At 68.7% G+C, this 17,768-nt stretch carries 14 protein-coding genes; 10 read left to right on the top strand and 4 right to left on the bottom strand.

Going from position 1 to position 17,768, the window contains the following annotated elements:
- The 4 genes from Q0C81_RS04775 to Q0C81_RS04760 form a co-directional block, all read left to right on the top strand.
- Nucleotides 1-1,018 (top strand): FecR domain-containing protein (locus tag Q0C81_RS04775; RefSeq protein ID WP_367117977.1); only part of this gene is annotated, 1,018 nt, incomplete at its 5' end.
- Nucleotides 1,019-1,113: 95 nt separating this feature from the next.
- Nucleotides 1,114-3,615, top strand: coding sequence for a TonB-dependent receptor (locus Q0C81_RS04770; RefSeq protein ID WP_291834290.1), 2,502 nt, complete (start codon nucleotides 1,114-1,116; stop codon nucleotides 3,613-3,615).
- A 62-nt stretch (nucleotides 3,616-3,677) separates the two neighbouring features.
- On the top strand, nucleotides 3,678-5,096 hold the full coding sequence (locus tag Q0C81_RS04765) for an alkaline phosphatase D family protein (RefSeq protein ID WP_291834288.1): 1,419 nt from the start codon (nucleotides 3,678-3,680) through the stop codon (nucleotides 5,094-5,096).
- 97 nt (nucleotides 5,097-5,193) lie between these two features.
- Nucleotides 5,194-5,958 carry an NRDE family protein gene (locus Q0C81_RS04760; RefSeq protein ID WP_291834286.1) on the top strand — a complete coding sequence of 255 codons (765 nt, stop codon included), beginning with the start codon at nucleotides 5,194-5,196 and terminating at the stop codon, nucleotides 5,956-5,958.
- Here Q0C81_RS04760 and Q0C81_RS04755 read toward each other — a convergent pair.
- Nucleotides 5,955-7,454: a S41 family peptidase gene (locus Q0C81_RS04755; protein ID WP_291834283.1), complete on the bottom strand. Its 1,500-nt coding sequence runs from the start codon at nucleotides 7,452-7,454 to the stop codon at nucleotides 5,955-5,957. The two genes, Q0C81_RS04760 and Q0C81_RS04755, sit on opposite strands and share 4 nt — an antisense overlap.
- A 150-nt stretch (nucleotides 7,455-7,604) precedes the next feature.
- On the opposite strand from Q0C81_RS04755, the gene Q0C81_RS04750 reads away from it, so the two are divergent.
- The 5 genes from Q0C81_RS04750 to Q0C81_RS04730 are packed head-to-tail and all read left to right on the top strand — an operon-like array spanning nucleotide 7,605 to nucleotide 12,391.
- A complete protein-coding gene (locus Q0C81_RS04750) occupies nucleotides 7,605-7,994 on the top strand; it encodes a GntR family transcriptional regulator (RefSeq protein WP_291834281.1) in 390 nt (129 codons plus the stop codon).
- A complete protein-coding gene (locus Q0C81_RS04745) occupies nucleotides 7,991-8,944 on the top strand; it encodes an ABC transporter ATP-binding protein (protein WP_291834279.1) in 954 nt (317 codons plus the stop codon). Before Q0C81_RS04750 ends, Q0C81_RS04745 begins: the two co-directional genes overlap by 4 nt.
- On the top strand, nucleotides 8,941-9,732 hold the full coding sequence (locus tag Q0C81_RS04740) for a hypothetical protein (RefSeq protein ID WP_291834277.1): 792 nt from the start codon (nucleotides 8,941-8,943) through the stop codon (nucleotides 9,730-9,732). The genes Q0C81_RS04745 and Q0C81_RS04740 overlap by 4 nt, the downstream gene beginning before the upstream one ends.
- Nucleotides 9,732-10,373 (top strand): DedA family protein, encoded by a 642-nt coding sequence (locus Q0C81_RS04735; RefSeq protein ID WP_291834275.1) that lies wholly within the window; start codon nucleotides 9,732-9,734, stop codon nucleotides 10,371-10,373. Before Q0C81_RS04740 ends, Q0C81_RS04735 begins: the two co-directional genes overlap by 1 nt.
- A gap of 50 nt (nucleotides 10,374-10,423) precedes the next feature.
- A complete protein-coding gene (locus tag Q0C81_RS04730; protein WP_291834273.1) occupies nucleotides 10,424-12,391 on the top strand; it encodes a S9 family peptidase in 1,968 nt (655 codons plus the stop codon).
- Between the two features lie 68 nt (nucleotides 12,392-12,459).
- Here the strand turns inward: Q0C81_RS04730 and Q0C81_RS04725 are convergent, their stop codons facing one another.
- From Q0C81_RS04725 to Q0C81_RS04715, 3 genes are read right to left on the bottom strand one after another with little or no spacing between them, the layout of a single operon-like run.
- Entirely contained in the window at nucleotides 12,460-14,130 is a 1,671-nt protein-coding gene (locus Q0C81_RS04725; RefSeq protein ID WP_291834270.1) for an AMP-binding protein, read from the bottom strand.
- Nucleotides 14,131-14,138: 8 nt separating this feature from the next.
- Nucleotides 14,139-15,752 (bottom strand): tannase/feruloyl esterase family alpha/beta hydrolase, encoded by a 1,614-nt coding sequence (locus Q0C81_RS04720; protein ID WP_291834268.1) that lies wholly within the window; start codon nucleotides 15,750-15,752, stop codon nucleotides 14,139-14,141.
- Between the two features lie 8 nt (nucleotides 15,753-15,760).
- Nucleotides 15,761-17,164, bottom strand: coding sequence for an MFS transporter (locus tag Q0C81_RS04715; RefSeq protein ID WP_291834267.1), 1,404 nt, complete (start codon nucleotides 17,162-17,164; stop codon nucleotides 15,761-15,763).
- A 107-nt stretch (nucleotides 17,165-17,271) separates the two neighbouring features.
- Here Q0C81_RS04715 and Q0C81_RS04710 point away from each other — a divergent pair.
- Nucleotides 17,272-17,768 (top strand): cellulase family glycosylhydrolase (locus Q0C81_RS04710; RefSeq protein ID WP_291834265.1); only part of this gene is annotated, 497 nt, incomplete at its 3' end.

The raw sequence follows: 17,768 nt of genomic DNA, 5'->3' as shown, positions 1-17,768 counted from the left end.
ACCTCATCGAGACCGATTGCTGATGCGTCCGGGGCCTCACTCGCACAACGACGACCACGCCGACCCGGCCGCCTTCTGGTTCGCGCGGATGAACAGCGGCGGCGCGGCCAGTTCGCAGGACGAGGTCGGATTTCGCCTCTGGCTGGATGAAGATCCGGCCAATCTGGTGGCCTATCGGGACTGTCAGAAGGCCTGGAGCGTCCTGGCGCTGGACGCCGGGGAGCCGGAGATTCTGTCCCTGCGCGCGGCGGCGTTGGGGCGGGGTGAGCGGCGGATCGATCGCCGTCGCGCTCTGCTCGGCCTGACCGGCGGCGCGATCGCGGCGGCCTGCAGCGGCGTCTGGGTGATGACCGCGGCCTCGCCGGCGCGCGCGCTGATCTCGACCGACGCCGGACAACGGCTGACCGCGCCGCTGCCCGACGGGTCCGAGGTCACGCTGGCCCCGATGAGCCGCCTGCGGCTCGACTACGCCGGTGATCGGCGCGCCGCCGTTCTAGAGGCCGGGCAGGCCTATTTCCAGATCCTGCCGAACGCCGCGCAGCCGATCTCGGTCAGGGTCGGCGAGCGGACGGTGACGGCCGAGGGCGGGCGGTTCCAACTGACCAATCTGGACGACCAGCCCGAGGTGGTCGTCGAACAGGGATGGCTTCGCGTGGCGGATCAGCGGGGAAGGGGGCCTGCTATCCGCCTGGAAGCGGGTCAGCGCGGCGAGGTGCGGGCCGGACAGGTCGCCGTCGCCGTCGCCGACGTGGAGTCCGAGACGGCTTGGCGGCTGGGCCGGCTTGTGGTGCGGGACTGGCCTCTGCGCGACGTGGTGGCCGCCTTCAACCGATACTCGCCCGACCGGTTGGCCCTCGAAGACGCCGCCGCCGGAGAAAAGCGCATCTCCGGCTCGTTCCGCTACGACGGCGCCCGCGAGTTCGCCATGGGTCTCGCCAGCGGCTTCGACCTGTCCGTGAGACGGACGGTGGACGGTGTCTGGCGCATCTCGACGCCTGACGGAACGGCCAAGCTTTGATGAAATTTCCAAGACGGGGTGCGGAGTCGGCGATGGGCTTCCGTTTCTGAGGGGGAGCCGGCGCGGACCGGCCGACAGAGCTCAGGGGCACTCCAATGCAAATCTCCCAGCCGGTTATCGGCGCCTTCAAGCACGGGCTTCTGGCCTGTACCGCGCTTGCGGTCCTCGCCGCCGCCGCGCCGGCCCTGGCGCAATCGACGGGGTCGGGCAGGCACGTCGCCTTCGCCATCGAGAGCCAACCCCTCGAGGACGGGCTGACCAATCTGGCGCGGAGCGCGGACGTGCAGGTGCTGTTCGCGCCGGAGGCCGTCCGCGGCAAGCGCGCCGGCCGCGTCGTCGGCGCCATGACCCCGGCCCAGGCCCTCGACCGCATGCTGGAGGGGACGGGGCTGACGGTGACCCTCGTTGGAGCCCGGACCTTTTCTGTTGCAGCCCAGGACGAGACCACAGCCACCAACCTCGACGAGGTAATCGTCACCGCCCAGAAGCGCGCCGAGCGCATTCAGGACGTTCCGCTGGCCGTGACGGTCGTCGGCGGCGAAGATGTCCTGCAGCGCGGGATCACCAGCGTCACCGGCTTGGTGGACGAGGTTCCCGGCGTCTCGGTCAACTATGCCTTTGGGGGGACCAACTACGGCCTGATCAGCATCCGCGGCATCGGCGGCGCCGACGACTACAAGCCCAACGGCAACCCGTCGGTCGCCCTGCATGTCGACGGCGTCTACCAGACCTCCAACGCCTATCTGGGCATGCCCCTGTTCGATCTGGACCGGGTGGAGATCCTGAAGGGACCGCAAGGCACCCTGTATGGCCGCAACACCACCGCCGGCGTGATCAACGCCATCACCCGGGGGGCGGGCGATGTGGTCGATGGATCAGGCCGGATCGAGATCGGAAGCTATGACTACACCGCCATGGAGGCGGCCGTCGGCGGTCCGCTGGGCGAGAACATCGGGGTTCGGCTGGCGGTCTTCGCCGAACAGGGCGGCGGCTTCATGACGGGCGCCGGCGCCGGCGATCTGGCCGGTTTCCGTCCCGTGATCGGCGGCGTGACCCAGACCCAGGTGCCGGCGATCGTCGATCCCGGCCGCCGCGAGGGCTTCGGCGACAAGGACCTGTTCGCCGCGCGCGCGACGGTCGCGCTGGTGTTCACGCCCGACACCGAACTGACCCTGAAGCTGTTCGGCAGCCGCGACCGCGGCGACACCCGTCAGTACGATCGCATCTCCGCGGCCCTGGACTCCAACATCGCCAATGCGGGCGAGAACGATGATCCCTACGAGTTCTACTCGGCGGAGTATCCGACGCAGGCCATCGACATCTACGGCTTCTCGGCGACGCTGGAGCATCGCCTGGCCGACAATCTGAACCTGACCGTCATCGGCGCGGCCCAGGGCACGACGCGGGCTGTCCAGGGCAACGGCGACGGTTCCCCGTATCCCGCCTCGCGGTTCGACGCCGATGAAGAGCTGAGCCAGACCTCGCTGGAGATCCGCCTGGGCGACGACACCGGCGGCCGCATGGACTGGATCATGGGCGCCTTCTACGTCGCTGACGACATCGATTTCGATACGCGCTGGACCAGCTATACGGCCCGGACCATGTACGACAATCTGCACCGGCAGAGCCGCAACAGCGTCGCCCTGTTCGGTCAGGTCGACTACCATCTGACCGACAAGCTCCAGGTGTCGGGCGGTCTTCGCTACACCCGCGACGAAGCCACCTTCAGCGGCCGCAACGACGACCTGAATCCCTGGGGCATCTCGACCTTCACAACCACCTTCGCCACGACCAACCCGTTCATCTGGGATCGGGCGTTCGAGGATGACAACCTCTCCGGCCGGGTGACGGCGAAGTACGCCTTCACCCCGAGCCTGAATGTGTTCGTCTCGGTCGGAACCGGGTATCGCGGCGGCGGCTTCGACGGGACCTCGATCTTCACGGAAGCGGAGACCCAGCCGTTCGATTCCGAGACGGTGACGGCCTATGAGACCGGTCTGCGCTGGACCACCCCGCGCCTGCGCGTGTCGCTGGACGCCTTCTCCTACAAGTTCAAGGAGCTGCAGGCGACGACCCGTCTGGCAAACGACACCAACGGACGGGCCAACGTCGGCGAAGCGGAGAGCAAGGGCATCGAGTTCGCCGTCAACGCCGTGCTGTTCGAAGGCGTGAACCAGACCCTGGACCTGGACCTGTCCGCGGCCTTCCTGGACACCGAGATTATTTCCTTCAGCTCCGCGCGGGTGGCGGAAGTGCTGCAGACCGTCGGCGATCCCCTGCCGGGGGCGCCCGATGTGACCGCGACGCTGTCGCTGAACCACGGACTGGTCCTTGAAGGGGGCTGGCGTCTGGATACGCGCCTGTCGGCCTCGCATCACGGCGAGGAATCCAACCGGCTGAACGCGGCTCCGGGGAATACGGCCGAGGCCTACACCCTGGTGAACGCCCGGATGGAACTGAGCAGCGACGCGAACTGGTCGGTCTATGTCTATGGCCGGAACATCACCGACGAGGTGTATTTCCCCGAGCTGAACGGGGCCTCGCGCCTTGTCGGCGCGCCGGCCACCTACGGCGCCGGATTGCGCTACGCCTTCTAACCGGCTTGCGCCGTCGCCTCCTGATCGGGGCGGCGGCGCGGTCTTCTTTCCTGGATATCGCCATGCCGCTTAGCCGCCGCACCCTCATAGGAACCGGACTGGCGGTCACGGCGCCCGGACTGGCGCTGGCGCAATCCAATGTCGACTGGCTGGGCATCAAGCGATTGATGCAGGGGCCGGTCTTGGGAGCCTGCGCGGCCGACCAGGCGGTCGTCTGGACCCGCGCCAGCGGACCCTGGCCGGTCTGCATCGAGTACGACACCGATCCCACGTTCCCGCAGCCTCGTCGCAGCGCCGTCCAGATCGCCTCGGCGGCCGAAGACTTCGTGCAGCAGCACGTCCTCGAAGGGCTCGCGCCGGGACAGAGGCACGTCTACCGGGTTCTGGTCGACGGCAAGGCCAACCCTGACGATCAGGGACACGAGCCCTGGAGTTTCACCGCGCCGGCGACGGGGCTTTCGAGGTTCCGGTTGGCCTTCGGCTCCTGCGCCCGCCGGGCGCGGTATCCCGTCCAGCCGATCTGGCGCGCCGTGGAGACCGCCGAATCGGACCTGTTTGTCTGGGCGGGGGACGCCGTCTACGCCGACAGCCTGGAACCGGCCATCCTCGCCGAGGAGTACCGTCGGCAAAGAGACCTGCCGGAAATCCGCCGCTTCATGGCCTCCGTTCCCCAGTTCTGCATCTGGGACGATCACGACTACGGCCTTAACGACCAGGATCGCCGGCATCCCGGCAAGGTCGCCGCGCTCGAGGTCTTCCGGCGGTACTGGCCAAATCCATCCGCCGGCCTGCCGGACACGCCCGGAGCCTTCTTTCGGTGGTCCCAGGGCGGCGTGGACTTCTTCTTCCTGGATGTCCGCTATCACAGGGACCCGAACGAGGACCCCGATGTCGCCGGCAAGACGATGCTGGGCGAGCGCCAGCGCGAATGGCTGCTCGACGGGCTGAAAAGCAGCCGCGCGCCGTTCAAGGTTCTGATCTCCGGATCCGGCTGGAACGACGGAAAGGCCGAGGGCGCCGACTCCTGGGCGTCCTTCACCCATGAACGCGACGCGATCTTTTCGGAGATCATGCGTCACGATATCGAAGGCGTTCTGCTGCTGTCGGGCGACACCCATTTCGGCGAGTTGAACTGCCTGCCCTGGTCTGACCGCGGCGGGTACGATCTGTATGAGTTCGTCAGCTCGCCGCTGGCTCAGGACACCGTCGATCTCTATCTCACCGGTCGGCCGGTCCTGCGCGTCCGCCAGGCCTTCTCCGCGGGCGTGAATTTCGGCGTGGTCGACTTCGATCTCACCGCCGAGGATCCCACGGTGCGGTTCGAACTTCGGGACGAAGGCGGCCAGGCGGCCTGGCCCGCGGTCGTGGTTCGCGCATCGGAGCTGAAGCCGGGACGCCGCTCCTGGCCCGACAAGGTCGACGCCGTCTCGCAACGCCGGTGGAACGCCGTCCAGGCCGGGGACGCCTATTACGGGGCGTAGCGCCGCGCACAGGGCGCGTCTCCAACATCGGGGGTGACGTGCGGTCGGGCCTCGCCTAAGCCAGCGGGATGTCGGCCAGCCTCGAACAGGAGCTCGCATGTGCGTTCTAGCCTTCGCCTGGCGCGCCCATCCTCGCTGGCACCTCGTTCTCGCCGGCAATCGCGACGAACTGCATATGCGGCCCGCCGATCCGTTGGCGAGATGGCCGGGCGCGGATCACGTCCTGGCGGGGCGTGACCGGCTTTCGGGCGGAACCTGGCTGGGCGTGTCCGAACAGGGCCGGCTTGCCGTGGTGACCAACCTGCGAGGTTTCGGCGGACCGAAGACCGACGCTCCGTCCCGTGGTCTGCTGCTCAGCGACATGTTGCGGGGCGGGGGCGATTTCCAGAACCCGTCCGACGCCGTGCTGGAGACCTTCAGCCCGTTCAACCTGATCCGCGTCGAGAACGACGAGGCGGTCTTCTGGACCAATCAACCCGCGCCGGTTCGCCGCCCGCTGACGCCGGGCCTCTATGGTCTTTCCAACGGCGAGCTGGATGAACCCTGGCCGAAGACCCTTCGCCTCAAGGCGACCCTGGCGGACTGGCTGGAGGGCGCGGCGGACCACCCCGAGATGCTGCTCGACGGCCTTCAGGACGAACGACTGGGCGTGGACGGTTCGATCCCCGCGCAGCCGTCCGACGTTCCGTTCGAGCCGCGCAACTCGTCCGTCTTCATCCGCGGGCCGGTCTACGGCACCCGCTGCGGGACGGTGGTGGCGATCGACGCCGAGGGGCGGGGACGCATCCTGGAACGCCGCTTTGACGCGGGCGGCCAGATCACGGGCGAGACCGATCTGGCCTTCTCATTTTCGGGGGCCTAGTCCGCCGCCTGCAGTTCCCGCACCCAGGCCTGGAGCGCCTGCTCGTCGGCCATGTTTCCGGCATAGGCGTGCGCCGGAATCTGCGGTTCGTTGTTGCCCCGGGCCCGGCCGCGATAGACCTTCATCGGGATCCACACCCTGGCCAGGCCGCTGGGCAGGGCGGCTTCGCGCAGCTCCATATATACGGTGTCGGCATTGGTCTCCCGACCGATCTGTACGGCGCCCAGCGTCTTCCACAGATCGACGGCGTCCAGGCAGGCCGAGCCGCAACGGAAGTCGGTCAGGACGTAAACGGTCCCCTTCATCGGATTTTCCGGCGGAACGGGGTAGGTGGGCGGGGTCTCCGGCGTGTTCTGATCCCGCCACAACGGTTCGCCGACGGCTATCGCGTTCTGCATTCCCGCGATGGCGTTGTCCGCCCAGGCGATCATCTGGGGGTCGCCATTGGCCGCGGTCAGCTGATCGCGGAACGCCTTGAGACCCGCGATATTGGCTTCGGACGCCCGCCATTCGACGCTTTCGATCGGGGCCAGGGGATGGGTCGTGGCCCAGTCTCCGCCCCAGAGGGTCAGCGCCAGACGCGCGCTCCAGTGCGAAGACCCGCCGCCGTTGTCGCGGACGTCCAGAACCACATAGGGGGCGGCGCGCAGACGGGCCTGGTTTTCCGTCGCCTGCGTCAGCAGGGTCGTGAGGGCGGCATAGGCTTCGGACGCGGGGTCGCCGTTGAAGGAGGGCATCGATAGCCACACGCCGCCGTCGTCCAGCGTCTTCATGCCGAAGCCGGGTGAAACCCGTTGGGCGAGGGCGGTGCGGCGGGCGCCGAGGTCCTGGGCTTCGATCGCGCGCCAGTTCAGGCGGTAGGATCGCGCGACGCCCTGGGTCTCGAAGCGACACTCCGACATCTCCGGGATCCACGGATTGCTCGGGCTCATGAAGACCCAGTCGCCGAACTGGACCTTCTGCGCTTCAAGGACCCAGCGTCCGCGGAAGGCGCCGACGCGGCGCTCGGCCAGGGTCGCGGCGTCCACGCCGTCGCAGGCGATCAGCCTGGCGCCCAGGGGAGGGCTGTCGCGGTCGGCCTCGTCCCGGCTGGCGACCACTTGGTCGGCGCCCTGATAGACGGTCAGGAAGCCCGGCCAACGCGTCGGGAAGCCGCCCTGGTTGGTCAGGCCGATGTCCACATGGCCGTCCTCGAACCCGGCGATCAGGCCGCGCATGGCCCACCACCAGCCGCCGGCGTCCGTCGTCGTCTCCGCCCGTTCACGCGCCTCGGCCAGGCCTGCCTCGACCCGTTGGCGGAAGGCCGGATTGCGGTCGTCATACAGGCCGGGGTGAGTCTCTTCGATGATGCGGCCCAGGGCGTCGACATCGCCCTTCAGCGTCGCGGACCAGTCGCGGGGAGAGGTCGTCCATTCCGGCTGCGCCTGCTGCGCCCAGGCCGGCGGCGCCAGAAGCGCCATGACCGCCGTACACAATCCCCACTGCCGCAGACGCATTCGATACCCCCCGAATTGAGCGCCGGAAGCTAAATTCCGCGAGGCAAAAAGCAACGGTTGTTTGAGCGATCCGTGATTGCCCGCGACACCGCCGCTTGACGTCCGTGCTCTAGGTGTATTAGTGAACTAGTACACCAGAGGCGAGCCCCTTTGCCCTTTACGATCGATCCTTCAGACAGCCGGCCGATCTACGTCCAGATCATGGACGAGATCCGGCGCGCCATCGTCGTCGGCGCCTTCGCGCCGGACGATCCGCTGCCGTCGGTCCGCCAGCTGGCCGGCGATCTGCGCGTCAATCCGAACACTGTGTCCCAGGCCTATCGCGAGATGGAGCGGGACGGCCTGGTCTACGTCCAGCGGGGGCAGGGGACGTTCGTCGGTTCGGCCCGGCCGCTTGAGGACGACCGCCGCGCCCTTCTGGCCGAGGTCGCGCAGCGAGCCCTGATCGAAGCGCACCGTCACGGCCTGGGGGTGGAAGAATTCATCGACGCGATCCGGGCCGCCGCGGGCGCCGCCCCGACGAGGACTTCATCAGAATGACAATCCCAGACCTCATCCGGACGCCCGATCTCGACGGGGCTGCGCCCGAAACGCGGGGCGGCCTGTCCATCACGACGCGACGGCTCTCGAAGACCTACCGGCGCGAAGCCGCGCTCACGGACGTCGCTCTGACGGCGCCGGCGGGCGCGGTCTACATGCTTGCGGGGGCGAACGGGGCGGGCAAGACGACCCTGTTGCGGATCCTCCTGAACCTGGAACGCGCCGACAGCGGCGAGATCCGCGTCGGAGGGCTGGACCCCCGACGCCAGGGTCCGGCCGTGCGCGCGCAGCTGGGCTATGTCCCGGATCGCTTCGACACCGGACCCGGCTGGATGAGCGCGGGCCTGTGGCTGGAGCAGCGCTCCGCCTACTATCCGGCCTGGGACGCCGGCTATCTGGACGCCCTGTGCCGGCGGCTTGAGATCGATCGCGGCCGGAAGCTGGGTCAACTGTCCAAGGGGCAGGCCCGGCGTGTGCAGCTCGCGGCGGCGCTGGCCCATCGGCCGGCCCTGCTGGTGCTCGACGAGCCCATCGATGGACTGGATCCGGTGGCGAAGGACGCCTTCCTGGGCCTGGTGTCCGATCACCTGGCCGACACCGGCTGTACGGTCCTGGTCTCGTCGCACCAGATTCACGAAATCGACGGCCTGACCGATCATGTCGGCGTCCTGGCGGCGGGCCGCCTGATGTTCCAGGGCTCACGCGAGACGTTGCACCGGACCTTGAAGGTCTATTCCGCGGGAGGGCCGGACGGCTGGGCCGGGCCGCCGGATCTGGCGGGCGTGCTCCACAAGGGGCGGTTCGGTCGGGACATCCAGTGGACCGTCCAGGGCGAGGAGGCCGACATCGTGGCCCGCATCGCCGCGTCCGGCGGACAGGTTCGCAACGTGGCTCCGCTCAATCTCCATGACGCCGTCGTCACCCTGATGCGTGGAAAGGATCCGGCATGACCGAGGCCCGGATTGCAGCAACCCCCGATGTGAGCGCCGTCCTGCGCGCCCAGGTGCGGTTCATCGGGCGCGCGCTACGCCCCGAGTTCATCGCGCTGGCCGTGGTGCTGGGGCTCGTGACCTTCATGGGGCTCAGCTTCGTCATCCTTCAGGGCGACGCCGTGGACTACCCGCATGAGCTGATGATGCTGGTTCCGCTCACCGCCTTTGTCCTGCCGCTCAGGCTGTGGTCGACGCAGCGCCTGTTCGACCGCAGCGATTTCTGGACCCTGCCGGTCGAGCGACAGAAGCACGTGCTGATCCGGGGCGCGGCGGGCGCCGTCTGGATCCTGGGCCTGACCGGTCTGGTGGTGGCGTGGTTCAGCGTCCTGGCGGCGGTTTCGGGCGGATTGGCTGTCGGGTGGGGCGTGGGGGGGATCTGGTTCTATCTCGTGCCCTTCGGCGCGGCGCTGGTGGCCTATCTGGCGGGATCGGTGCTGGTGGTCGGCCTTCGCTATCCGGTGCGTTGGTTCGTGGTCCTGGCGCTGGTGTTCTTCATCGGCGCCGACATGGGACCGGACCGCCTGGTCTCGGCCGTCACGGAAGTGCTCGGCGAAGGCGCACTGGGTCTGGACACGGCCCTGACCGGCGGCGTCGGGATGTGGCGCGAACAGGTCGAAAGCGCCGGTCCGGCGACGGTGGTCGATCCGCCCACGGTCGGTCGTTGGGCGCTGGCCCTGCTGTTCTGGATCGGTCTGGGCCTGACCCTGCTGGGCCTGGCTTCCGCCCGGCACCGGGAGCGGAACTGATGGAAGGCTTCGCTCAGGACACCGCCGCCTTCATCGCGCGAAACGCCATCTGGGCCGGTCCCTTGCTGGGGATGCTGACCTTCGGCGAATCCCTCGCGGTCGTGGGCGCCTTCGTGCCGGCCACGGTCCTGATGCTGATGGCCGGAGGATTGGTGGCGGCCGGGGTTCTTCCGCTCTGGGCCGTTCTGGCCTGGTGCGTGGCGGGCGCGGTCCTGGGCGAGGCGGCGTCGTACGGCCTCGGACGGCGGGCCGGATGGTCGTTCGTTCGTGCGCCGGTCCTGCGCCGCCATCGCCGGTCGATCGCCCGGGCCCGGCTGTACTTCAGCCGCTACGGCGTCGTCGCCATCTTCGCCGGCCGGTTCATGGGCCCGATCCAGGCCTTCGTTCCGCTTGTCGCCGGCATCACCCGCATGACGCGCCTCCGGTTCCAGGTCGCCAATGTCGCGTCGGCCCTGGTCTGGGTTCCGGTCATGCTGGCGCCCGGATATCTCGCCGGCGGCGGCCTGGCGGGGCTGTCGCCGGAGATGCTGCACGTCCTGGCCGCCGTCGCCGCCCTCCTGATCGGCATCGTCCTGACCCTGGAGCCGCTTCTGAAGGACCGGCTTCAGGACCTCGTGTTCAGCGCCCGCCGACCGGCGTAGCGCGCCCCTTCATAGCTCCCTGTCCTTTCGAACGCCTAGAACCCTTGAGCATGTCACACACCTTCAAGCTGACCCGCGCCGGCCTCGTTTCGGCGATCGCCCTGATGGCGGCGGCCGCGCCGCTGACCGCCCACGCCCGGCAGGACCGATCGACCCAGCAGACCCGGAGCATGACCCGGACGTACAGCGCCGCGGAATTCTTCCAGACCACCAGCTTCGGCCTGGCCAGCGGGGCCGGGCTGGCCTTCTCGCCGGACGGCGCGTCGGTGCTGGTGTCCAGCGACGCCTCGGGCGTCTTCAACGCCTACGCCCTGCCCGTGGCCGGCGGGACGGCCGTGCCCCTGACCGCCTCGACCACCAATGCGACCTATGCGGAAAGCTACTTCCCCAACGACGACCGGATCCTGGTCGCCGCGGACGGCGGCGGCAACGAGCGCAGCCACGTCTATGTGCGCGAGCGGGACGGTACGTTGCGGGACCTGACGCCCGGCGACGCCGTGAAGGCCAATCTGATCGGGTGGAAGGGCGACCGGTCGGAGATCTGGGTCGCCTCCAACGCCCGCGATCCGAAGGTGTTCGACATCGTCGCGATCGATCCCGCCACCTATGACAGCCGGCTGCTGTTCGAGAACCCGGGGATGACGCTGGGGGCCGTCTCCGCGGACGGGCGTTGGGTCGTGCTGGAGGAGCAACTCGGCAGCGGCGACGGCAATCTCTATCTCGTCGATCTGTGGGTCGGCGGAGAGCCGCGATTGATCACGCCGCACACCGGATCGGTGAAGTATCGAGTGTTCGACTTCACGCCGGATTCCCGGGCCCTGCTGTTCGGCAGCGACGCCGTCGGGGAGTTCGGTCGAGGCTATCGCCATGATCTGGCGAGCGGCGAGACGATCGACGACTTGAAGGGTGATTGGGATCTCACGGCGTTGAGCTATTCGCCGTCAGGCCGTTATCGGATCTCGGCCTTCAACGTCGATGCGCGAACCGAGCTGACCGTGCTGGACACGACCACTGGACGGGCCGTGGCGCTGGCCGGCGTTCCGGAGGGCGACATCGGCACGGTGCGGTTCAGCGATGATGAGCGGCGCATGGCCTTCACCGTCGCGTCCGACACCTCGCCCAACGACATCTTCGTCGCCGATCTGACCACGGGTCAGGCCCGTCGGCTGACGACCGCCCTGAACCCGGCGATGCGGGAAGACGACCTAGTCGAGGCCACGGTCGTCCGGTACCGCGGGGAGGGAGGCGTGATGATCCCCGCCGTCCTGTACCGCCCGCACGGCGCCTCCGCCGCGAACCCCGCTCCGGCGGTCGTGCTTGTGCACGGGGGGCCGGGCGGGCAGAGCCGTCGCGGCTATTCCGCCATGGTCCAGCACCTGGTGAACCACGGCTACGCCGTGCTGGCCGCCAACAATCGGGGCAGCTCAGGCTACGGCAAGACCTTCCTGCACATGGACGACCGGCGTCACGGCGAGGCGGACCTGCGCGACATCGTCGCCGGGGGCGACTGGCTGCGCGCTCAAGACTGGATCGCCGACGACCAGGTCGCGGTCATGGGCGGCTCCTATGGCGGCTATCTGACCGTCGCGGCCCTGGCTTTCCACCCTGAGGCCTTCGAAGCGGGCATCGACATCTTCGGCGTCACCAACTGGGTGCGGACGCTGGAATCGGTCCCCGCCTGGTGGGGGGCGCAACGCGCGTCCCTGTTCGATGAGATGGGCGATCCGGCGACCGACGCCGAGCGCCATCGTCGCATTTCGCCCCTCTTCCATGCGGAGAGGATCGTGCGGCCCCTGCTGGTCGTGCAGGGGGCCAACGACCCGCGCGTGCTTCAGGTCGAAAGCGATGAAATGGTCGCCGCCGTCCGCGCCAACAATGTGCCGGTCGAGTACATCGTCTTCCCGGATGAGGGGCATGGGTTCCGCAAGCGCGACAATCGGATCGCGGCCCAGGAAGCCTATCTCCGGTTCCTTGACACCTATGTCCGGCGATCCGCCGGTCAGGCGCGCGGTCAATGATTGCCTGATGCGCGCCGGACATCCAGGGCCGGCGGGTCAGCCGGCCAACCTGCGGCGGCGAGGCGCGCTCAGTCCTGGATGCCGAGTTCGCGCACCATCATGTCGCGCATGACGAATTTCTGAATCTTGCCGGTGACGGTGAGCGGGAATTCGCGAACGAAGCGGACGTGGCGCGGCAGCTTCTGGTGCGCGATTTCGCCGTGGCAGAAGGCCAGCAGTTCGGCCTCGTCCATGGTCTCGCCTTCGGTCAGCACCACCCAGGCGCAGACCTGTTCGCCATAACGCGCGTCCGGGACGCCGAAGACCTGCACGTCCTGAATCTTCGGGTGGCGATAGAGATATTCCTCGATCTCGCGCGGGTAGAGGTTCTCTCCGCCGCGGATGATCATGTCCTTCAGCCGCCCGACGATCCGGCAGTAGCCGGCGTCGTCGAAGGTCGCGAGATCGCCGCTGTGCATCCAGCCTTCAGCGTCCTTGGCGTCGGCCGTCTGTTCGGGCTCGTCCCAATAGCCGATCATCACGGAATAGCCCCGGGTGCAGAGCTCGCCCGGAACGCCGGTAGGCACGACGGCGCCGTCGGCGTCGATGATCTTGCATTCGACGTGGGGGTGGATGCGGCCGACCGTCGAGACCCGCTGCTCCAGCGGATCGTCCAGCGCGCTCTGGAAGCTGAGCGGGCTGGTCTCGGTCATGCCGTAGCCGATAGTGATGTCGCTCATGTGCATGCGGTCGATCACCTTGCGCATGATCTCGATGGGGCAGGGCGATCCGGCCATGATGCCGGTGCGCAGCGACGACAGGTCGAACTCGGCGAAGCGCGGGTGCTCCAGCTCGGCGATGAACATGGTCGGTACGCCGTAGAGCGCCGTGCAGCGCTCGGCCGCGGCGGCCTGAAGCGTGACCAGGGGATCGAAGCCCTCGCCGGGGAAGACCATGGCGGAGCCGTGCGCCACGCCGACCATGACCCCGAGCACCATGCCGAAGCAGTGGTACAGGGGCACGGGAATGCAGATGCGATCGTCCGGCGTGACGGCCATGGTCATCCCGGCCATGTAGCCGTTGTTCAGGATGTTGCGGTGGCTCAGGGTGACGCCCTTGGGCCGTCCGGTCGTGCCGCTGGTGAACTGGATGTTGATCGCGTCGTCGCAGGACAGGCCGGCTTCGACCGCATGCAGGGCGTCCGAGCCCGCGGTCCGGCCGGCGGCTTCGACCGCGGCGAAACCGGCCGCCCCGGCCAGGGTCGGGGCCTCCATCTGGATGACCAGTTTCAGATGGGGCAGGCGGGCCGCGGTCAGGTCGCCGACGACCGCCTGATCCAGTTCCGGCGCCAGGGTGCGGATCAGCGCCGGATAGTCGCTGGTCTTGAACGGCGGCGACAGGATCAGCGCCCTACAGCCGACCTTGTTGAGCGCGAACTCCAGTTCGTCGAGACGGTAGGCCGGGTTGACTGTGGTCAGGATCAGGCCAGCGCGGGCCGCGGCGAACTGGGTGATGATCCATTCGACCCGGTTCAACGACCAGATCCCGATCCGGTCCCCGGGCAGAAGGCCGTGGGCCAGCAGACCGGCCGCGAAATCGCCGGCCCGGCGATGCAGCTCCGCCCAGGTCAGGCGGACGCCCTGCGCCGGGAAGACGACCGCCTCGCGCTCGCCCCAGAGCCGCGCCGCCTGCGCCAGCGCCGCGCCGATGGTGTGGGGCAGCAGCGCCGGCTCGGTCGGGCCTTGAACGTGGCTGTCCATGGTCGGGCTCAGTCGTTCGCACGCGGCGTCTGGACGACGCATTCGAAATTGGCCTCGTCGGTCGTCGCGCCTTCGCCCTTCCAGCGCGCCACCTTCGGATACGCGCAGAGCGGACGGGTGCTCTGCGGCTGACCCGCCGGCATGTTCAGCAACTGGGCCAGGTCGTTGGCGTATTTGCTGGCCACGATCCGCTCCGGCGCCGGGGCGCCCTCTACCCAGGCGTCCAGTTCGCCCAGCATGTCGAAGGTGTTGGGACCGGGGCCGCCGAAGCAGTGACCCATGGCGGGCACCATGAACAGGCGGGCGAAGTCGTCCACCGCCTCGGCGCCCATGGCGCCGCGCACGGCCTCGAAATAGCGGATCGTGCCCTCGGCCGGCAGGGCCGCATCGCTCCAGCCGTGGTACATCAGCAGCTTGCCGCCCGACGCCCTGAAGGCGGACATGTCGGGATTGTCGGAATCGAGGATGCCCGCCATCGCGGCCTGGGCCCGGTCGAAGTCCTTGTCGAAGTCGAACTGGTCCAGCCGCCAGTCCGCGTCATTGAAGACGAAGTTGGCGAAGAAGGAGCGGGCGAAGTCCGGCTGCTGCGCCGCCGCGTCGGTGATCCACAGGTCCCAGCCGTTGCGGACCGCCTCTCCGCCGGGCGAGAAGCCGGGGAACAGGGAGGCGCCCGTCACGCCGCGCCGGGGGCCGGCGTAGAGGGCCTTGAGCGCGTCGAGCTGGGGCGCGGTCAGGCAGCCGTCGGTCGCATCGACATCGCAGCGGATCGTCGCCGGATCGAAGCGGCAGATGCGCGGATCCTCGATGACCCCGTCCCTGACGCCGTCCAGGTCGTCGCAGGCGGCCAGGGCGGCGGCCTGGATGCGCGCCAGGTTGGGCGCCTTCAGCATGCTGTCCGCGGACTGGTGCGCGGCCTTCCAGGACCAGGCGAAGGAAGCCATCAGATGGGTCCAGGCATTGGCCGGGGCGCCGGCGACGATTCCGTCGAAATCGTCGGGATAGCGCTGCGCCGCCATCAGCGCCTCGCGACCGCCGTCGGAGCAGCCCTGGAAGTAGGAGCGGTCGGGCCGCCGGCCGTAATAAGCTTCGACCAGCGCCTTGGCGGCGACCGCCGTGACGTGGTTCGCGCGGTGGCCGAAGTCGATGATCCGCTCGGGCTGGTTCAGCGCCCAACTGGCGTTCTTGCCGTCGGCGCCGGCCTCGGTGTGACCCATGTCAGTCCCGGCGACGGCGTAGCCGCGGCTCAGGGCGGGCCGCATGGACAACCGGGGCGGTCCCAGGGCGCCGCCGAAGCCGGCGTTGCCCATGGCCGCGAACTTGCCGTTCCAGGCGGCCGGCGTCGGCAGCCAGATCTCGGAGTGGATCTCCGAGCCGGGGACCGGGGTCAGGGTCACCGAGACCCGGCAGTAGGCGGTGCTGGCGGTCAGCGACGGCAGGCCGAAGGCCTCGATCGGCTGGCGGTCGCCGGACTTCACCGCGATGGCGGCGTCGATCCGGGTATTGGCCAGACGCAGCGCGGTCAGGCCGTCGCAGGCGGGATCGGCCGACTGGGCGTGGGCGGAGGACGCGGCGGCAAGTGCTCCGAAAGCGACGGCGGCGGCGAGGCTGGATCGAAGGATCATGCGGTCACTCAGCTGGCTTGGGGCGGGGAGGGGGCGGCGTCCACAGCGCCGTTCCGGGCCGCGATCTCCTCGACCATCGCGGCGTGGGTCCGCCGGTTGATTGGGTAGAAACAGATCAGGGCGGCGGCGGCGAGCGTTCCCGCCAGCGGCGCCCAGAACATCAGCCCCTTGATGTCGGCCAGGGTCTGCGGGGACTGGGCGACATTGGGGACATAGCCGAACTGGGTCAGGGCTATGCCGAGCGCGCCGGCGCCGAGGCCGAGGGCCACCTTCTGACCCAGCACGGTCAGGCCGAAGACGAGGGATTCAGTGCGCACGCCGCTGCGCCATTCGCCGTACTCGACCGTGTCCGGCAGCATGGACCAGAAGCAGACGACCCCGGCGGCTATGCCCACGCCCTGAAGCACCAGGGCGGCGAACAGGACGCCCAGGGTCTGGCCGTCGGCGAAATGCCACAGCGTCAGCCCCAGCACGCTGGGCACGGCGCCGACCAGCCAGGTGTTGCGCTTGCCGATCACGCGCAGCGCGATGGCCCAGAGCGGCGTCGTGACCACCACAGTCAGGGCGATGGCGCCCAGGCCGAGGCTGCCCATGTCGGCATCGCCGACGACATATTTGAAATAATACAGCAGGTTCTTGGAGAACATCGTGGTCGAGAATGAAGTGATCACGATGGCGCCCAGCAGCAGGTGCAGGGCGCGGTTCGACGCCAGGCTGCGCCAGACGGCGGCCGGGGGGCGACGCGGTTCCGCCGGCGCGTTGGGCGTATCCAGTCCCCGGCTGCCCCAGGCCGTCAACATCAGACAGCCGGTGGCGATCACGCCGTAGGCGACGCCGATGATGATCCAGCCCCGGCGCCCCCCGGCCTCGCCGCCAAGGGCCGAGGCGAAGGGCAGGGTCAGGGCCGCGACGAGGATGGCGGCCAGGGCGCCGAAGACCATGCGGAACCCGGCCAGGTCGCCACGCTGGGCGCTGTCGCTGGTCACCCGGGCGAACAGGGAGGCGTAGGGAATGGCGACCAGGGCGTAGAGGGTGCGGAACAGCAGCTGGCTGATCAGGGCGAAGGCGACCGCCCCCGCGACATGGCTGCCCGGGCCGACGAACAGGACCACGAAGGCCGGGGCCAGCAGCGGCCCGCCGATCACCAGATAGGGGCGATAACGGCCCCAGCGGCTGCGGGTGCGGTCGGCGATCAGGCCGACGATCGGGTCCATGGCCGCATCCCAGATCAGGGCCGCCATATAGATCAGGCCGGCGGTGCTGGCCGGGAGGCCGACCACGTCGGTGTAGAAGAACAGCAGATAGAGCTGGGTCGTCTGCCAATACAGATTGCACCCGAAATCGCCCACGCCGATCGCCAGCTTGCGCAACGGCGATATGCGTCCGGACACGGCCGCCTGGTCCTTAGCCACGTTCTCCGCCCCCATGTTTTTCCGGCTGGACTGGGCCCAGACCTATTCTTATTGTCCAACTGTATAACGAGTTTCGTGTGAGGTCGATAGGGCGAATGCAGCAACTGATGTTTGACATCGACGGCCCCCGGTTCGTCGATACGCAGGGACGGCACGCCATTCTGAGGGGCGTCAATCTGGGGGGAGACAGCAAGATCCCGTTGTCCCACGCCGGTCCCGTTCCGCCGCGCGATTTCGCCGATCACCGCAGCGTCAGCTTCATCGGGCGGCCCTTTCCGCTGGAGGAGGCGGACGAGCATCTGGGCCGCATCCGGGGCTGGGGTTTCAACGTCCTGCGGCTGCTGACCTGCTGGGAAGCGGTCGAGCATGCGGGACACGGCCAGTATGACGAAGCCTATCTCGACTATCTCGCGGCGGTCTGCGCCAAGGCCGGCGAGCATGGGATGGCGGTGTTCATCGACTTCCATCAGGACGTCTGGAGCCGGATGAGCGGCGGCGACGGCGCGCCCGGATGGGTGTTCGAGGCGGTCGGGCTGAACCTGGCGGCGTTCGACGCCGCCGACGCCGTCCACGTGATGCAGCAGCGCTACGACTACGCCTCTCC

Source organism: Brevundimonas sp. (genome assembly GCF_023259385.1).
Lineage (GTDB): Bacteria > Pseudomonadota > Alphaproteobacteria > Caulobacterales > Caulobacteraceae > Brevundimonas.
The sequence above is the reverse complement of the archived record's forward strand: the minus strand, read 5'-3'. Positions and strand labels throughout refer to the sequence as shown.

Coding starts and splice junctions, on each gene's coding strand:
- Q0C81_RS04770 (WP_291834290.1), top strand. CDS start 1,114: ATGCAAATCTCCCAGCCGGTTATCGGCGCCTTCAAGCACGGGCTTCTG.
- Q0C81_RS04765 (WP_291834288.1), top strand. CDS start 3,678: ATGCCGCTTAGCCGCCGCACCCTCATAGGAACCGGACTGGCGGTCACG.
- Q0C81_RS04760 (WP_291834286.1), top strand. CDS start 5,194: ATGTGCGTTCTAGCCTTCGCCTGGCGCGCCCATCCTCGCTGGCACCTC.
- Q0C81_RS04755 (WP_291834283.1), bottom strand. CDS start 7,454: ATGCGTCTGCGGCAGTGGGGATTGTGTACGGCGGTCATGGCGCTTCTG.
- Q0C81_RS04745 (WP_291834279.1), top strand. CDS start 7,991: ATGACAATCCCAGACCTCATCCGGACGCCCGATCTCGACGGGGCTGCG.
- Q0C81_RS04740 (WP_291834277.1), top strand. CDS start 8,941: ATGACCGAGGCCCGGATTGCAGCAACCCCCGATGTGAGCGCCGTCCTG.
- Q0C81_RS04735 (WP_291834275.1), top strand. CDS start 9,732: ATGGAAGGCTTCGCTCAGGACACCGCCGCCTTCATCGCGCGAAACGCC.
- Q0C81_RS04730 (WP_291834273.1), top strand. CDS start 10,424: ATGTCACACACCTTCAAGCTGACCCGCGCCGGCCTCGTTTCGGCGATC.
- Q0C81_RS04725 (WP_291834270.1), bottom strand. CDS start 14,130: ATGGACAGCCACGTTCAAGGCCCGACCGAGCCGGCGCTGCTGCCCCAC.
- Q0C81_RS04720 (WP_291834268.1), bottom strand. CDS start 15,752: ATGATCCTTCGATCCAGCCTCGCCGCCGCCGTCGCTTTCGGAGCACTT.